The sequence below is a fragment of the Mycobacterium bourgelatii genome (assembly GCF_010723575.1).
GTDB classification, from domain to species: Bacteria; Actinomycetota; Actinomycetes; order Mycobacteriales; family Mycobacteriaceae; genus Mycobacterium; species Mycobacterium bourgelatii.
Genome location: NZ_BLKZ01000001.1, coordinates 3,940,316 through 3,955,989 on the forward strand (window position 1 = coordinate 3,940,316; position 15,674 = coordinate 3,955,989).

Genomic DNA, 15,674 nt, shown 5'->3' on the forward strand with positions numbered 1-15,674 from the left:
TCGCCATGACAGCCGAATTGAAAACACGCTGCTGCATCGCCGGTGGCGGGCCTGCGGGCATGATGCTCGGCTACCTACTGGCCCGTGCCGGGATCGATGTCATCGTGCTGGAAAAGCACGGTGACTTCCTACGGGATTTCCGTGGTGACACCATCCATCCGTCCACCCTCGAGGTGATGAACGAACTCGGACTCTACGAGGGGCTACTCCAACGACCGCATCACCCGACACCAACGATCAGCGCCAATTTCGGTGATTTCAAAGTAACAATGGCCGATTTCCGCCACCTGCCGGTGCGCGGAAGGTTCATCGCCATGATGCCGCAATGGGACTTTCTAAATTTCATCGCCGACGAGGCACAACATTATTCGACCTTCCGGCTCATGCTGACGGCGGAGGTCAACAACCTGATCGAGGAAGACGGCCGCATCGCCGGCGTCATCGTCGACACCCCCACTGGGGAGACGAAGATCTTCAGCGACCTCGTAATCGGCTGTGACGGCAGATCCTCCACCGTCCGCGCAAAAGCAGGCCTGGACATCGTGAACCTTGGTGCGCCGATGGACGTTCTCTGGTTCCGTATCCCGCGCATACCAAGCGATCCGGACGAATCGATGGGGAGCTTCGGCCAGGGCGTCATCATGGTGATGATCAACCGCGGCGACTACTGGCAATGCGGCTACGTCATCGCCAAGGACTCCCTGGAACAGGCGCGCATGCACGGAATTGACTTCTTTCGCAGCCAGATAGCGAAGCTGGCACCGTTCCTCGCAGATCGCGCGGACGAGCTTGCCGACTTAGACGATCTGGCGTTGTTAACCGTCAAGGTCGACCGCCTCAAGAAATGGCATCGACCCGGCTTGCTTTGCATCGGCGATGCCGCCCACGCCATGTCGCCCATCGGCGGAGTGGGTATCAACCTTGCGATCCAGGACGCAGTGGCCGCGGCCAATCTCCTGATCCCGCCGTTGCGTCGCGGCCAGGTAACCGCCGCCGACCTGCATCGCGTCCAGAAGCGGCGTGAACTGCCCACCCGCGTCACCCAAGCGGCGCAGGTCTTCATCCAAAAGAACGTCATCACCGCCGTGTTGAGTGGTCCAGCACAGCTCAGGCCGCCGCGGGCGGTGCAGCTGGTTGCCCGCTGGCCCCGGCTCGCGCGCATCCCCGCCCGCATGGTCGGCATGGGTGTGCGGCCAGAGCATCCCGACCTGACCCTGATCGATGCATCATGACCGCGTCGAAACGTCCCGGTCACCTACACGCCGGCGGCGCCTTGCACACGAGACCAGGAGTCCAGAGACCCTTACCGACCCCCGACGGCCAGCTATAAAGTGAATCGCTGCCCACTAGCCAAAAGGGGTAGGAAAGGGGACGTCCGATGAGCGACGCAGCGACGCGATTCGCCGAAATCGTCGGAAGCAATAACTTGCTCACCGGCGACGCCATCCCTGAGGACTACGGACATGACGAGGAGCTGGCCCTCCCGCCGCAGTTGCCGGCCTACGTCGCCAAGCCGGCAACCGCGCAAGAGGTCGCCGACCTGCTGAAATCCGCCACCGAATTCGCCGTCCCGGTGACGGCCCGAGGATCGGGCTGTGGCCTGTCCGGGGCAGCGCGCCCCCTCCCAAACGGCCTGCTGATCTCCTTCGAACGGATGAACAAGGTCGTCGAGGTCGACACCGAAAACCAGGTCGCCGTGGTCCAGCCCGGCGTGACGCTGACCGAACTCGACGCCGCGACCATCGACCACGGGCTCGGCTACATGGTCCACCCGGGCGAGCTGTCCTCCAGCGTCGGCGGCAACGTCGGAACCAACGCCGGCGGCATGCGCGCGGTCAAGTACGGCATAGCCCGGCACAACGTGCTCGGCCTGGAGGCGGTGCTGCCGACCGGCGAGATCATCCGCACCGGCGGCAAGATCGCCAAGGTCTCCACCGGCTATGACCTGACCCAGCTGATCGTCGGCTCGGAAGGCACCCTGGCCCTTGCCACCGAGGTGATCGTGAAGCTGCATCCGCGCCTGGAACACCAAGCCAGCGTGCTTGCCCCGTTCGTCGACTTCGACCAGGTCATGGAGGCGGTGCCAAAGGTGCTCGCCAGCGGCATCGCGCCCTACAACGTGGAATACATCGACAACATGACGATGGCGGCGCTCATCGCCACCCAGAATCTGGAGTTGGGCATTCCCGACAGCATCCGCGACAGCTGCCAAGCGTATTTGCTTGTGGCGGTGGAGGACCGCACCAGCGATCGACTGATGGAGGACGTCGAGGCCGTTGGTGAGATGCTTGCCGAACTGGGCGCGGCCGACGCCTACGTGTTGGAAGGGGGCGCGGCGCGAAAGCTGATCGAGGCACGGGAGAAAGCGTTCTGGGCCGCAAAGGCTTTGGGCGCCAACGACATCATCGATACCGTCGTCCCCCGTGCATCGATGCCGAAGTTCCTGTCCACCGCGCGGAGTCTCGCAGCAACCGCGGGCGGCGGCGCGATCGGTTGCGGGCACGCCGGCGACGGCAACGTCCACATGGCAATCGTGTGCCCAGACGACGCGAAGCGAAAGCAGCTCATGACCGACATCTTCGCGCTCGCAATGGAATTGGGTGGCGCAATCTCCGGCGAGCACGGCATTGGCCGCGCCAAGACACCGTACTACCTCAAGCTGGAGGATCCGGCCAAGATTGCGCTCATGCGTCGGATCAAGGAGAGCTTCGACCCGGCGGGCATCCTCAACCCCGGCGTGATCTTCGCAGACGGCTGAGCGCGTTTGGCGCGAATCGCGGCTCCCGGACGGCGCTGGGTGGACGACGACGGACCTAGTTCGCGGTGGCGTATTGCAGCACCGGTTCCGCCGAATCGACATGGCTACCACTGAGAATCGTGAGTTGCTGCGGACGCACCTCATAGCGGACGCCGTTGGCCGGATTGGTGACGTCGAATCCACCGTCGATGCGCACCGCATTGGCCAGCTCGATGTTGGCGCCATCACGGATCCGCTCACCCCGGTAGTAGTAACTCCCAGTGCCGGCTTGGCATATCACCAAGAGTGACTGGGCCGTTCGCACCACCATCGCGGGAGGATTCCCGGGATCGCACCGGGCGGAGTGCCCAATGAAGCCAAGCCCGTCGGCGCCATCCACCGGACGTGACAGCGACGGCGTCGCCGTCGTCGGCTGCGGCGGCGCCTCCGCCGCTGGGGTCGACCTGGAGAAGGTGCTGCGGATGACCAGGATGGCACCTAGGATCGCCGCGAGCACCAACATGGTCGCGGCCACGCCACCGACGATGACCGTCGTACGCCCGTAACCCGGTCTCCGGGAAGCGCTTTGAGGCGCAGGCATCGCTGGCGGATACGGGCTGAAGCCGGTGTTATCCGGGTTTTCGTATCTCGTCGAGAAGGGCCGGGTTTGCGACGGCCGACTCACCGGGGCCGGGGAATCCACACCCAGCGCATCGGAGGCCGCGCTGGCCAGTTCACCCGCGGACGCGAACCTCGCATCGGGCCGCTTGGCCATACCGATGGCAATGACGTCGTCGAACGCCGTGTTGATCCCCCTGCGCATGATGCTTGGCCGCGGCGGCGGCGACATCAGGTGCGCGGTCATCAGCTGCGGGGCCTCCGTACCCGGGAAGGGCGGCTCGCCGGTGAGGCACTCGTAAAGCACGCAGGCCAGCGAATAGACGTCGGCCTGCGGCCCGATCGGTACCTTGTCGAACCGCTCGGGTGCCATGTAGGCACACGACCCGAGCAACGACCCGCTCGCCGTCACACTGGGATCGTTGCCGGCGCGGGCGATGCCGAAATCGACCAGATAGGCGAAGTCCTCGGCGGTCAGCAGCACGTTTTCGGGCTTGACGTCGCGGTGCACCAGTCCGTCGGCGTGCGCGGCATCGAGCGCGGATGCCACCTGGTTGATGATCGACACCGCCCGGGCGGGCTCGAGCGCGCCGCGTGCACGCAGCAGGTCTTTCAGGCTGCCGCCGTTGACCAGGCGCATGTCGATGAACAGCACCCCGTCGATCTGGCCGAAATCGTGCACCGGGATGACATGCGGTTCCTGTAGTCGCGCCGCCCGCTCAGACTCCCAGCGGAATCGTTGCTGGAATGACGGGTCCGCGGCGAACTCGGACCGCAGCAGCTTGAGCGCGACCATCCGGCCCTTGCGGGTGTCGTATGCCTGGTAGACCTCGCCCATTCCGCCCACGCCGAGCAGTGACCGCAGTTCGTACGGACCGAACCGGGTGCCAACGCGGGCGCCGCCCTGCGGCCTAGACATCGATCACGCCATCCGGAACCTACTCGGCGACTTGGCAATTGGTGCCACAACGGTCACCATGGCTAAGCACGCCCCACTAGCTTGTCGACGTCGACCACTTCCCCGCGGTTGATGCTCACCCAATCCCGCCCATCCAGATATGGGCGCAGGCTCCGGCCGATCAACTCGGCATCAGCCGCCGACTTCGGCCGCTGCAACTCGTACACATGCGGCAGTTCGGCCATACCGGTGACGACGTCCCACAGCCTCAACGACGCCGCCCCGGTGGGCGGGTCCACCAGCACCGGCCCGAACAGGCACTGCCCATCCAAGAACAACGTCGGCACCCCGAACCCGCCCGCATCGACGACCCGCTGATGCTCGGCACGCACTTCGTCGTGCGTCGTCGAATCGGCCAGGGCCGCGTCGAGAACCCCTGGGTCCGAGCCGATCTCGCCCAGCAACCGGCGCGCCACCTCCGGGTCGTGCGGTTTGCCGCCAAGACCGTGCAGCTCATGTCCGATCGCGCTATACCACTTGTCCAGCAACGACATATCCGTCCGGCGCAATAGCGCGCCGATGCGCATCAGCGACCACCCGTAGGACCAGTCTCGCTCCCACGGGTGCTTCTTGCCCTCGACCCGGTTGACCTCTTCCAGGCTGAAGAACCGCCAGTTGATGGTGATTCCCAGTTGCTCACGCACGTCGCGTATCCAGATGGACGTCTGATATGCGAAGGGGCACATGGGATCAAAGTGGAAATCCACCTCGCTCGTCATGAGCGGACTCCTCTCCCGCGAGTGTTCATTCTGACCTTACGCACTACCTGCGACAGTAGTGCGGCGTTTCCGACCGTGTGCGCCCGCACGGTCGGGTAGCTTCATTTCGTGTTTGGCATCATCCGGCCCTGCCGTCATCGCCTCGGCAGCGAACTCACCGCGGCTTGGCGAGCGCAGTTGTGCGGACTGTGCCTGGCTTTGCGCGACGACTACGGACAGGCCGCGCGGATCGCCACCAACTACGACGGCATGGTGGTCTCCCTGCTCGTCGAAGCCCAGTCGACGGCGAAACCGACGCGTCGCACCGCCGGACCGTGCCCGTTGCGCGGCATGAAGCGTGCCGACGTGGCGACCGGCGAGTGCGTCAAGCTGGCCGCGGTGGTGTCGTTGGCGTTGGCCGCTGCCCGGGTGCGCGATCACGTGGACGACCGCGACGGCCTGGTCGGCGCCGCACCGGTTCGGCCCGCCGCGCGTCGGCTCGCCGAACGCTGGGTGCGCCAGGGCACCGACGCCGGGCATTCACTGGGATTCGACACGGGCGTGCTGGTGGCCGCGATCGACCGACAGACCGAGCTCGAGGCGGCGGCGGGCCCTGGCAGCTCGCTGCTGGCGGTGACCGAACCCACCGAGACGGCGGTCGCCGCGGCCTTCGCGCACACCGCCGTGTTGGCCGGCCGCCCCGCCAACGCCGAACCGCTCCGTGAAGTCGGCAGGCTGTTCGGCCGGATCGCGCATCTGCTCGACGCGGTCGAGGATTACCGCGACGACGTGGCCCGCGGGAAGTGGAACCCCCTTGTCGCCACCGAAACCTCCATCGCCGAGGCCCGCGCCCTGTGCGACGACGCGGTGCTCGGCATCGAACTGGCGCTGGCCGACGTGGACTTCACCGACGGCCGGCTCCCCCGGCGGTTGTTGACCCGCGAGGTCCGCCGCGCGGTATCCCGCACCTTCGACATGCGCGGCGGCGGGACGCCGCACGGCGAGCAGGAAGGCATCAGCTGGGGCAACGAGGTCATCGGCTCCGGCGCCATCCCGGGTATTCCCGGTGAGCTGCCACCGCCCGTGCCGAAACGCAAACAGGGCTGCTGGGACAGGTTCACCGAAGAATGCTGCTGTGAGTGCGAAGGTGAGTGTTGCTGCGAGTGCTGCGGCGACGACGGCTGCTGCGACTGCGACTGCGGCGACGGCTGTGACTGCGACTGCGGCGACAGCTGCGACTGCTGCGATTGCGGAGACTGCTGCGACTGCAACTGAGCCTCTGCGGCGCCGGAGGTTGTCGGGCGGCCAATCCTCTAGTACGGCAGGATTGGGCAGGTGTTCGGGCTCGTCGTCATCGTCACGCTGGTCGCCGCCGTGGTTGTCGGGACGGTGGTGGGCCGGCGTTACCGCGTCGGTCCGCCGGTCCTGCTGATCCTGCTCGGAGGGCTGCTGGGCCTGATCCCCAGCTTCGGAGAAGTCGAGATCCACGGCGAGATCGTGCTGCTGTTGTTCCTGCCGGCGATCCTCTACTGGGAGAGCTTGAACACCAGCTTTCGCGAACTGCGCTGGAACATTCGCGCCGTCATCATGTTCAGCATCGGCCTGGTGATCGCCACCGCGTTCGCCGTGTCGACGGCGGCACGACTTCTCGGCATGGAACCCCACGCGGCAAGTGTCCTGGGCGCCGTCCTGTCCCCCACCGACGCGGCGGCCGTGGCCGGGCTGGCAAAGAAACTGCCGCGCCGCGCGCTCACCGTCCTACGCGGGGAAAGCCTCATCAATGACGGGACCGCGCTCGTGCTGTTCGGCGTCACCGTCTCCGTCGCGGTTGGCGGCGCACCAGTCAGCCCCGCCGCGCTGACCGGACGATTCGTCCTTTCCTACCTCGGCGGCATCGTGGCCGGACTGCTGATCGGGGCGCTGGTGACCCTGTTCCGCCGCGGCATCGACGCGCCCCTGGAGGAGGGCGCGCTCAGCCTGCTGACGCCGTTCGCGGCGTTCCTGCTCGCCGAAGCCATCGAGTGCAGCGGCGTGGTCGCGGTGTTGGTGTCGGCCCTCGTGCTGACCTATTCCGGGCCGAAAGTGATCCGGGCGCGTTCCCGCCTGCAGTCCTACGCCTTCTGGGACGTCACGACGTTCCTGCTCAACGGGTCACTATGGGTGTTCGTCGGGGTCCAGATTCCCGGCGCGGTGCGCCACCTCTCCGACAGCGAGGGCGGGCTTCGCGACACGCTCGTCATGGCCTTCGCGGTCACGGGCGTCGTGATCGTCACCCGTTTCCTCTGGGTGGAATTCAGCTCGGTGTTGGGCCGCGTGATCGACAAGACCTTCAAGAAGCCCAGCCACTACGCGCCCTTCCGCCACCGGTTTGTCACCAGCTGGGCGGGGTTCCGCGGCGCGGTGTCGCTCGCTGCGGCGTTGGCGGTTCCGTTTACCACACAAGGCGGAACAGCTCCGTTCCCGGAACGCAATCGGATCATCTTCGTCGTCGTAGTGGTCATCTTGGTGACGGTCCTGGTTCAAGGGAGCACGCTGCCGGCAGTCGTTCGGTGGGCACACATGCCCGAAGACGTCACCCAGGCCGACGAACTGCACCTGGCCCAAACCCGCAGCGCCGAAGTCGCCCTCGAAGCGTTGCCCGAAGTGGCCGCCGAGGTCGGAGTTGGCCCAGAAGTCCTGAAGCGCCTGAAGAAGGAATACGAGGAACGTGCCGTGCTGGCCAACGGTGACGGCGACGCGGCCAGCGATGTGGCCGAGCGCAGCGACCAAATCCGGCGCGTCCGTCTTGGCGTGCTCGATCGCCAGCGACAGGCCATCACCGAGTTGCGCAACCAAAACCTCATCGACGACATCGTGCTGCGCGAGTTGCAGCGCGATATGGATCTCCAAGAAGTGCAACTGCTCGATCCCAGCGAAACGGAAGCCTACGAAGGGAGCGGGGAGTAGGTCGCGCCTGGCCGAGCGGCCCGCAGCCGGGACCACCAGGCCACCCTCAGATTTGATAGCGCATTCGCCATCAAATCTGAAGGTGACACATGCCTCCGGACACGGCGGCGAAGCCGCACCCTAACCCGTACTACACGGCAGCCGTTTGATCCCGTGAAAGAACGAGGACCGCAACCGATCCGGTGGTCCAGTCACCGTCAACCCCGGCACATTCGGGTACAACTCCTCGAGCATCACCCGCAGTTCGAGCCGGGCCAGCTGAGCGCCCAGGCAGAAGTGCACTCCGCCGCCGCCGAACGCCGCATGCCCGGCATCGGTTCGGGTGATGTCGAATTCGTCGGCGCGATCGAAAACTTCCTCGTCGCGGTTGGCAGACAGGTAATGCATCAGCACCCAGTCACCGGCCGAAATAGCCTGACCGCGGATCACCACATCCCGGGTGACGGTGCGACGGAAATGCAACACCGGGGTGGCCCAGCGCAACAACTCCTCGACAGCGACCTTGGCGACGGCGGGGTCGCGCGCCAACACAGCCTGCTGATCCGGGTGCTCGGACAACGCCAAAATGCCGTGGCTGAGCGTGTTTCGGGTGGTCTCGTTGCCGGCAACGGCCAGCAGCAGGAAGAACTCGTTGAGCTGGTCGCGGTTGAGGCGCTCGCCGTCCACCTCCGCGGCGAGCAGTGCCGACAGGATGTCGTCGGTAAGCCCATACTTGCGCCGATGCTTCACCAATTCACCGCAGTAGGCGAACATTTCGGCTGCGGCCTGGCCGAGGGCTTCGGGCGTGGGTGCATAGTCCGGGTCCTCGATGCCCAGGCTGCCGATCGCATTGCTCCAGCGGAAAACCTCCAGCCGGTCTTCGGCCGGCACGCCGAGCACGTCGGCGATCACCTGCAGTGACATCTCCGCGGAAATGTCTAGAACGGCGTCGAATTCGCCCTTCCCGGTGATGGTGGCGACGATGTCGCGGGCCACCCTGCGCATGTGCGGTTCGAGGCGCTGCACATTGCGCACCGTGAAACCTTGGTTGATCAGCTTGCGGATCTTCACGTGTCGCGGCGGGTCGATGCCCGGCAGCATCGCCGAATTCGGCGCCGCCGAGACCTCGACCAAAGTGTTGCCCCGACTGCTGGTGAAAGTGTCCGTGTCGCGGCTGACGAGTCGCACATCGGCGTGCCGGGTGAGCAGCCACGCGCGTGGCAACCCGGACAACTGCACCGGGTGAACCGGCGAGTTGGCCCGCAGGCGGGCCAGCGCTTCGAAGGGCGCACCGGACACGAACGTGTCGGGGTCGAGCACCGCCGCGGCGTCGCGGTCACTGGGACTGTTCTGACTCTCGACAACGATCGAGCCGATCTTCGGGGTGCTCACGAGGCCTTCACTCCAGCGATGATCACCTCTAGCCCGGCGCGAAAGCGCGCGGTGGTCTGACGCTTGCCGCGCAGTTCCTCCAGACCAACCGAACCGAGCAGATAGGTGTACAGCAGCGTATGTGCAGTGGTGACAACGGATTTCGACACCCCGGCTTCGGCTAGCAGCGAGCGGCTGAGCTTGTCGAGGCGGCCAGCGGCCTCTCCCCCGCCGCTGGTCTGCAGGACGTTGACGAGGCCGGGTACTTCGAGCATTACTTCCCGTGCGGCGCAGTACAGTTCGATAATCCGCGCATCCCATGGCCCGTCTGACGGGGCAGGGATATCGGACAGGACGGTCTCGGCGAGCAGATCAAGCGCGGCCTGCTTTCCCGGGACGTGGTAGTAGACCGACGGCACGGCGGAGCCGAGTTCGGCGGCGAGATCACGCATCGTCACCCGCTGTACGCCGACGCGCCGCGCGAGGCCGTGCAGCGACGACACCACCTGAGCGCGGTCGAGTTCCCCGTACCGACGCCTGGTCGCCGACGTCATTCGAGCCCGGTTCGAAGCAATTCGAGCACTGTTAGAATCTAGCCCGATGAGCGCCCCCATCGCAAAGCTGTCCATCGCCTCGCCCATTGTCACGTCGGTCCCGGGCATGAACGCCGACTGGGAAAATGGCGCCTCGATAGAGGAATTGACGCACGTCGCCGAAGCCGCGGACCGACTCGGCTATCACCACCTGACATGCAGCGAGCACGTCGCGCTTCCCGCCGGCGACGGTGAAGCCCGCCGCGGGTCGCGCTACTGGGATCCGCTGGCCACGCTGGGGTATCTGGCCGCACGCACCCGGCGCATCCGGCTGGCCACCAACGTATTGGTGCTCGGCTACCACCATCCGCTCGAAATCGCCAAGCGTTACGGCACTTTGGATGTCGTCAGCAACGGCCGACTCATCCTCGGTGTCGGCGTGGGCAGCCTCAAGGAGGAGTTCGATCTGCTCGGCGTCCCATTCGACGACCGCGGCCCCCGCGGTGACGATGCGCTACGGGCGCTGCGGGCATCGCTATCGCGCACAGAGCCCGAGTATCACGGCGAGTTCTATTCATTCGACGGCATGGTGGTGGACCCGTGCGCCGTCCAAGAGCGCGTCCCCATCTGGGTCGGCGGGCGCACGCTGCGATCGCTGCGGCGGGCGGTCAACCTGGCCGACGGCTGGACACCGTTCGGCGTGCCCCTGAAGCAGGCCCGAGACTGGCTGGCTCGCCTGACGATTCCGCCCGCATTCGACGTCGTGCTGGCGCCGTCGTCTCGTCTCGATCCCATCGACAACCCCGAGCGCAGTCGCGAACTCATCGCCGACACCGTCGCGCACGGCGCTACGATCGTCAACGCCAACTTCGCCAGCACCTCCCTGCAGCACTACCTGGAGAACCTGCAGGCGCTCGCCGAGCTCAATACAACGTGAACCGCGTCAAGGCAGGCATTTTCAGCCTCACCGCACCCGAGTCGCCCGATGACGACGGCAGCTACCTGCGTTGGCATCTGCTCGACCACATGCCGGAGCAGTATCAGTTGCCCGGGATCGTGTACGGCCTGCGGTGGATCGCCGACGGCGACTACCTGGACCACCGACTGGTCGCGGAAGGGCCGTTGGGCCAGGTCGGCAACGCCGTGCACTACCTGGTCGGCGATCCCGTTCGACAGACCATCGACGACTTCGTCGCCCTCGGCCGAGCCCTCCGCGACCAGGGACGCTTCCCGGTCTGGCGCCCACTGCTGCAGATCGCCGGACTCCAACTGCTGCAGTGGCATGCCGCCCCGCGTGCGCTGGTTTCGGCCGAGGTCGTGCCGTTCCGCCCACACCGTGGTGTGCTGCTGATCGTCGAAGAACCCACCGCGGACGCAGACACGACCGCATGGCTGGAATGGCTACGCGCCGAACACTACCCACAATTGCTCGCTACCCATGGCACCGCGGGCGCCTGGACGTTCGGCGCCACAAATGCCTACGACCCCCCACCACGAGGCTGGCGCACCGACCCGCAATTCATCACCGTTGTCTACCTCGACGACGACCCGATCGCCACCACCACCTATCTGACCCCGTTGATCGAAAAGCGTTGGCAGTCAGGCGTGGTGCGGCCGGTGTTCGCCGGTCCGATGCGGACGATGATCAGCTGGGAAGTCTGGCCCTAGGCCCGAAAACCGAGCGTCACCATAAGAGCCGAGGCAGCCCGACCAGCGCTCCACCGGAGAAGTACGGCCCTGCATTGGGATCCAGCGACGAATAACCAGCATTGACCATCGGTTGCAGAATCGAGTTGAGGCCGTTGACAATTAGCTGCGGGACGCCAATATCCTGCAGCGGCAACAACATCGGCAGAATCGGCGACGGGATCATGTACGTGGTGATCGTGCCGCCCAAGGGGGTGACGTCGCTGGACAGCACCACCGCGTTCGACATGGAGGTCAGCGCCGCGGTGTTGTGGTGGTAGGCCATACCGAATAGCGAGTTCACCACCGACAGCAGATTCCAGGGCCGGTCCGGCGGGTTGGACCAGGCGTCGTATTGTCCGAACACCAAGTTGACGTCGTACTGGGTGTTCGCCAAAGCGTGCGCCGTGTAATCGACTATGGGCAGGGTTGCCCCGGTGGGCAGGTAAGTCTTGAACAAGCCGAACTCGGGGCTGGCGAACAGGGTGAACTGCAGGGCATTTGACGCTGGAGCGTCCGGAGCGGTTGCCAGGTAAGCCAATTCGCGGTTGGCGACGAGCGTTCCGTGCGACAGCGCGGCGATGTGCACCGGAGTGCCGTCGGCCACCGCGGCCATGATCTGGTCGTGGAGCATCCCCCGCCCGATGGCGACGGCCTCATTGACCGTCGGCGCGGTCAGACTGCCGCTGACAATGCCCATGCTGGCGGGGAAGTTCACCACCTGAGCCACCGTGCCGGGGTACCAGTTCTGCCCGATGGCGTAATTGAGCAGGTCGTAGGCCTGCAGAAGCGACGCCGTGGGCGGCCCTGCCACCCCGCCCTGCAGGAATATCTGTCCTAGATAGGGCAGCCGAGTGATCAGCCCGGGGAAGTAGAGCGGCGTCGCCCCCGGGACCGTAATCCTCGTACTGGCCGCCGCCAACGGACCGGCGTTCGTCGCGTTGGCGAGTTCGGCACTTAGGTAGGCGTCCGCGTTGGCAACCAGCTTGCTCACGAATTGCCCGTGGAATTGCACGAGTTGCGCTTGGACCTCTTGATATTCCAGTGCGTGCGCACGGAAAAGCGCGGCGATACCCGTGGATACCTCGTCGGCAGCGGCGGCCAGCAGGGACGTGGTGGAGGTTGCCGCCGCCGCGTTTGCAGCCGCGATCGCCGAACTCACCGCGGCCAAATCTTCGGCAGCAGTGGTCAGCAGCTCAACCGCCGCTACGACATAGGACACAGATGACCCCTCCGACTAGGTGCCATGAGGCTACCGCAGCCCCGGACCCCCATCCGGCAATTGGGACGACTGAAACCACAGTGACACATGTGATTTCAGTCCTAATGTCACGGGATATGCGTGAAGAACACCGAGGTGTCGCTTGACGGTACGTAGGACGGCTCGAAGTCGGACTCGTGGGACGCGACGAAGACACCAAAGATGATGAGCAGCACCACCGTGAGGACCCAGATGCCCGTGAAGATATAGCCCAGGATCAAGCCAGCGGTGGCCAGTCCGCGTCCGCCTTCACCGGTGCGCCGGATCTGTCCACGAGCGATGTGCCCGAAGACGATTCCCAGCGGGGCGAACACGAGCGCACCGACGAGTGCGATGATCGCCATGGTGTTTGTGGTAGTCGCCGGCCCGTAGGCGGGCGAGTAGCCCGGCGCGTAGCCGGGGGGCTGTCCGCCCCACTGCTGGCCTCCGTACGGCGGCTGATTCGGGTCCTGCGGATTCATAGCTGGATGTCCTTTCGTGCCCAGGCGAGTTGCGACCTAGAAGCCAGCAGCAGCCCACGTGCCTTGCGGATAGGGTGGCACCTTTCCGGCGAAAACGCCGTCCGTGAATGTGCAGAGAGTATCGGACACTGTGCCCGCATTCGCCAACACTTTGGCCTCCTCACCTGGTGTGACGCGCGCGACCACGGCCTGCCAGAAGTAGTCGAAGCCGCCGTGTTCGTACCAGAGGAACCAGTCGGTCCCGCGACTGCCGGCCCGAATCAACCTGCGGAACGGCAGTGTGGCGTCGTTGACCGCGTCCGTCTTGTTGAAGGGCGCGCCGATCTCGGCGATGCGCGGTAGCAGCCCGAGTAGCTCGGCCGGCAATTCCGAGGTGCTCCGCACCTCCCGCACCGGCGTCGTCAGGACGCACTGCGTGTTGGGCACGGCCCGAGCCGGTGCGACCGGAAGCAGACACAGGGCGCCCAGTACCCCCAGCACCGTCGCAATGCTCTTGTCGACCCGCCTCACCATGGTCTCCCTACCCCGATTCCGCCCACGAGGTTATCGCCTCAAAGCTTCGCTCTGAGACTAGGGTGCTTGGCGGGAGGTTGGCAGATGTACTTCGTCGGATTGGACCTGGCCTGGGGTGAACGCAATCCCAGCGGGGTCGCGGTGCTGGACGATCAAGGTCTCTTGCAGTTTGCTGACGCGGCGACAACGGATGCGGCCGTGCTGGCCGCGCTGGCGCCCTACGTCGACGGGCCGTGCCTGGTCGGGATCGATGCGCCGTTGGTGGTCAACAACCCGACCGGCATGCGGTTGGCCGAAAGTGAACTCAACCCGCACTTCCGGCAGTTCGACGCCGGCGCACATTCGGCGAACACCGGTATGGACTGGTTCCGCGACGCTCCGCGCGGCGCCCGCCTCGCCGCACGACTCGGCCTGGACATCGATCCGTATTCGACCTCGAAACGGCGCGCCATCGAGGTCTACCCGCACCCCGCAACCGTTGTCCTGTTCCGGCTGGGCCGGACCCTGAAGTACAAGGGCGCGCGAGGCAGAAGCGTCGCGGACCGCAGGGCCGCGCTGCTCGAGCTCATGCGGCTCATCGAAGGCCTGGCCGATGCGTCCCCGCGAATGCAAGTCACCGCCGGCACCGACTGGGCGCGGCTACAACACGCAGTGGAGCAGGCCGAACGGCAGGTCGATCTGGACCGGGCGGAGGACCCGATCGACGCCGTGCTGTGCGCGTACATCGCGCTGTATGCCGCACGCCGACCGGACGACGTCACCATCTACGGCGACCTCGCGAACGGATACATCATCACCCCGTCGCTGCCGTCGGACCTGACACCCACCCCGCGCACGCCCGCGCTCGTCACAAACTTCTTCGGCCCCGAGGTTTCGCGCAGTGCGGCCCTGCTGGAGGCGGTGGAGACGGCATGGACCGATGTCCAAGGGAGGCTCGGCGGCGCCACGCCAGCTACCGATGATGCCGCGGTGATCGACGACTCCTTCCGTCGCCTTGCCGTGCTGCTCGAGCTCGCCGAGCAGGAGTTGGCCACGATCCGCGACCGACTGCGGTAGCTAGGCTCGTCGTTGTGCCCCAACGCCACGAGGTCCTGATCACCGCCGACGAGCTGGCCCAGCTGCTGAACAGCGGCAAACCGGTGGCCGTGCTGGATGTGCGTTGGCGCCTCGACCGACCCGACGGGCGCGACGCCTACCTACAAGGACACATCCCTGGCGCGGTGTATGTGTCGCTCGATGACGAGCTCAGCGACCACACCGTCCACGGTCGCGGCCGCCACCCGTTGCCGTCGGGACGCAGCCTGGAGGCGGCCGCCCGCCGCTGGGGCGTCAACCAGGACACACCGATCGTGACGTACGACGACTGGAACCGTGCCGGTTCCGCCCGGGCCTGGTGGGTGCTGACCGCCGCCGGACTGCAGGACGTACGCATCCTCGACGGCGGCCTGGCCGCGTGGCGCGCCGCGGGCGGGCCGCTGGAGAGCGGTCCGGTGCATCGAGAACCCGGCAATGTGATTGTGCCGGTGGATGATTTGTACACGGGAAGCCAGCCGACCTTGTCGGCGGAGCAGATCGGGACGGTGACGCTGCTCGATGCCCGTGCGCCGGAACGCTACCGCGGCGATGTTGAGCCCGTCGACCCCGTCGCCGGCCATATCCCGGGCGCGAAAAACCTGCCCAGCGGCGCCGTCTTGAGTGGCGACGGCAACTTCCTCGCCGATGACGCGCTCGCTCGGCTGTTGTCCGACAACGACATTGGGCCTGACGAGTCCGTCGGCGCGTATTGCGGCTCGGGTGTCACCGCGGCGGTCGTCATCGCGGCGCTCGCCACCCAGGGCTACGAGGCGGCGCTGTTCCCGGGGTCGTGGTCGGAGTGGAGCTCGGATCCAACCCGTCCAGTCGCCCGCGGTTAG

14 protein-coding genes and 1 pseudogene are annotated in these 15,674 nt (G+C 66.0%); 8 read left to right on the top strand and 7 right to left on the bottom strand.

Translation table 11 applies throughout. From position 1 onward, the window contains the following. Positions 1–5 precede the first annotated feature (5 nt). Both G6N68_RS17040 and G6N68_RS17045 read left to right on the top strand, forming a co-directional pair. The gene (locus G6N68_RS17040; RefSeq protein WP_163714581.1) at positions 6–1,232 is read left to right on the top strand and encodes an FAD-dependent oxidoreductase; all 1,227 of its coding nucleotides are present in this window, start codon (positions 6–8) and stop codon (positions 1,230–1,232) included. A gap of 146 nt (positions 1,233–1,378) precedes the next feature. Continuing rightward, positions 1,379–2,758: an FAD-binding oxidoreductase gene (locus G6N68_RS17045; protein ID WP_163714584.1), complete on the top strand. Its 1,380-nt coding sequence runs from the start codon at positions 1,379–1,381 to the stop codon at positions 2,756–2,758. A gap of 55 nt (positions 2,759–2,813) precedes the next feature. On the opposite strand, the gene G6N68_RS17050 is transcribed toward G6N68_RS17045, so the two are convergent. Next, positions 2,814–4,274: a serine/threonine-protein kinase gene (locus G6N68_RS17050; protein WP_163714587.1), complete on the bottom strand. Its 1,461-nt coding sequence runs from the start codon at positions 4,272–4,274 to the stop codon at positions 2,814–2,816. A gap of 62 nt (positions 4,275–4,336) precedes the next feature. Next, positions 4,337–5,032, bottom strand: a complete 696-nt coding sequence (locus tag G6N68_RS17055) for a mycothiol-dependent nitroreductase Rv2466c family protein (RefSeq protein WP_163714589.1) — start codon at positions 5,030–5,032, stop codon at positions 4,337–4,339. Between the two features lie 108 nt (positions 5,033–5,140). On the opposite strand from G6N68_RS17055, the gene G6N68_RS17060 reads away from it, so the two are divergent. Then, entirely contained in the window at positions 5,141–6,286 is a 1,146-nt protein-coding gene (locus G6N68_RS17060; RefSeq protein WP_163714592.1) for a DUF5685 family protein, read from the top strand. Positions 6,287–6,346: 60 nt separating this feature from the next. Then, the gene (locus G6N68_RS17065) at positions 6,347–7,957 is read left to right on the top strand and encodes a Na+/H+ antiporter (RefSeq protein ID WP_163714594.1); all 1,611 of its coding nucleotides are present in this window, start codon (positions 6,347–6,349) and stop codon (positions 7,955–7,957) included. Positions 7,958–8,077: 120 nt separating this feature from the next. Here G6N68_RS17065 and G6N68_RS17070 read toward each other — a convergent pair whose 3' ends face one another. Beyond that, positions 8,078–9,328 carry a cytochrome P450 gene (locus tag G6N68_RS17070; RefSeq protein ID WP_163714597.1) on the bottom strand — a complete coding sequence of 417 codons (1,251 nt, stop codon included), beginning with the start codon at positions 9,326–9,328 and terminating at the stop codon, positions 8,078–8,080. Then, a complete protein-coding gene (locus G6N68_RS17075) occupies positions 9,325–9,861 on the bottom strand; it encodes a TetR/AcrR family transcriptional regulator C-terminal domain-containing protein (RefSeq protein ID WP_163714600.1) in 537 nt (178 codons plus the stop codon). The genes G6N68_RS17070 and G6N68_RS17075 overlap by 4 nt, the downstream gene beginning before the upstream one ends. Before the next feature lie 46 nt (positions 9,862–9,907). Here G6N68_RS17075 and G6N68_RS17080 point away from each other — a divergent pair, with 46 nt between their 5' ends. Together G6N68_RS17080 and G6N68_RS17085 are read left to right on the top strand one after the other, a co-directional pair. Then, complete coding sequence (locus tag G6N68_RS17080) at positions 9,908–10,777, top strand: LLM class F420-dependent oxidoreductase (RefSeq protein WP_163714603.1); 870 nt, start codon at positions 9,908–9,910, stop codon at positions 10,775–10,777. Continuing rightward, complete coding sequence (locus tag G6N68_RS17085; protein WP_163714606.1) at positions 10,774–11,508, top strand: hypothetical protein; 735 nt, start codon at positions 10,774–10,776, stop codon at positions 11,506–11,508. Before G6N68_RS17080 ends, G6N68_RS17085 begins: the two co-directional genes overlap by 4 nt. 16 nt (positions 11,509–11,524) lie before the next feature. Here the strand turns inward: G6N68_RS17085 and G6N68_RS17090 are convergent, their stop codons facing one another. The 3 genes from G6N68_RS17090 to G6N68_RS17100 all read right to left on the bottom strand — a co-directional run bounded on the left by G6N68_RS17090 (position 11,525) and on the right by G6N68_RS17100 (position 13,758). After that, entirely contained in the window at positions 11,525–12,748 is a 1,224-nt protein-coding gene (locus G6N68_RS17090; protein WP_163714610.1) for a PE-PPE domain-containing protein, read from the bottom strand. A 107-nt stretch (positions 12,749–12,855) separates the two neighbouring features. Beyond that, positions 12,856–13,248 carry a DUF4190 domain-containing protein gene (locus tag G6N68_RS17095; RefSeq protein WP_163714613.1) on the bottom strand — a complete coding sequence of 131 codons (393 nt, stop codon included), beginning with the start codon at positions 13,246–13,248 and terminating at the stop codon, positions 12,856–12,858. Between the two features lie 36 nt (positions 13,249–13,284). Continuing rightward, positions 13,285–13,758, bottom strand: a complete 474-nt coding sequence (locus G6N68_RS17100) for a hypothetical protein (protein WP_240355511.1) — start codon at positions 13,756–13,758, stop codon at positions 13,285–13,287. Positions 13,759–13,845: 87 nt separating this feature from the next. Between G6N68_RS17100 and G6N68_RS17105 the strand changes: the two are divergent. Continuing rightward, positions 13,846–14,592, top strand: a pseudogene (locus G6N68_RS17105) (DUF429 domain-containing protein); the annotation flags it as partial. Positions 14,593–14,831: 239 nt separating this feature from the next. Then, complete coding sequence (locus G6N68_RS17110; RefSeq protein WP_163714619.1) at positions 14,832–15,674, top strand: sulfurtransferase; 843 nt, start codon at positions 14,832–14,834, stop codon at positions 15,672–15,674.

Excerpts from the sequence above, each read along its gene's own strand:
- G6N68_RS17095 (WP_163714613.1), bottom strand. The coding sequence starts at position 13,248 with ATGAATCCGCAGGACCCGAATCAGCCGCCGTACGGAGGCCAGCAGTGG.
- G6N68_RS17080 (WP_163714603.1), top strand. The coding sequence starts at position 9,908 with ATGAGCGCCCCCATCGCAAAGCTGTCCATCGCCTCGCCCATTGTCACG.
- G6N68_RS17045 (WP_163714584.1), top strand. The coding sequence starts at position 1,379 with ATGAGCGACGCAGCGACGCGATTCGCCGAAATCGTCGGAAGCAATAAC.
- G6N68_RS17055 (WP_163714589.1), bottom strand. The coding sequence starts at position 5,032 with ATGACGAGCGAGGTGGATTTCCACTTTGATCCCATGTGCCCCTTCGCA.
- G6N68_RS17075 (WP_163714600.1), bottom strand. The coding sequence starts at position 9,861 with ATGACGTCGGCGACCAGGCGTCGGTACGGGGAACTCGACCGCGCTCAG.
- G6N68_RS17040 (WP_163714581.1), top strand. The coding sequence starts at position 6 with ATGACAGCCGAATTGAAAACACGCTGCTGCATCGCCGGTGGCGGGCCT.
- G6N68_RS17050 (WP_163714587.1), bottom strand. The coding sequence starts at position 4,274 with ATGTCTAGGCCGCAGGGCGGCGCCCGCGTTGGCACCCGGTTCGGTCCG.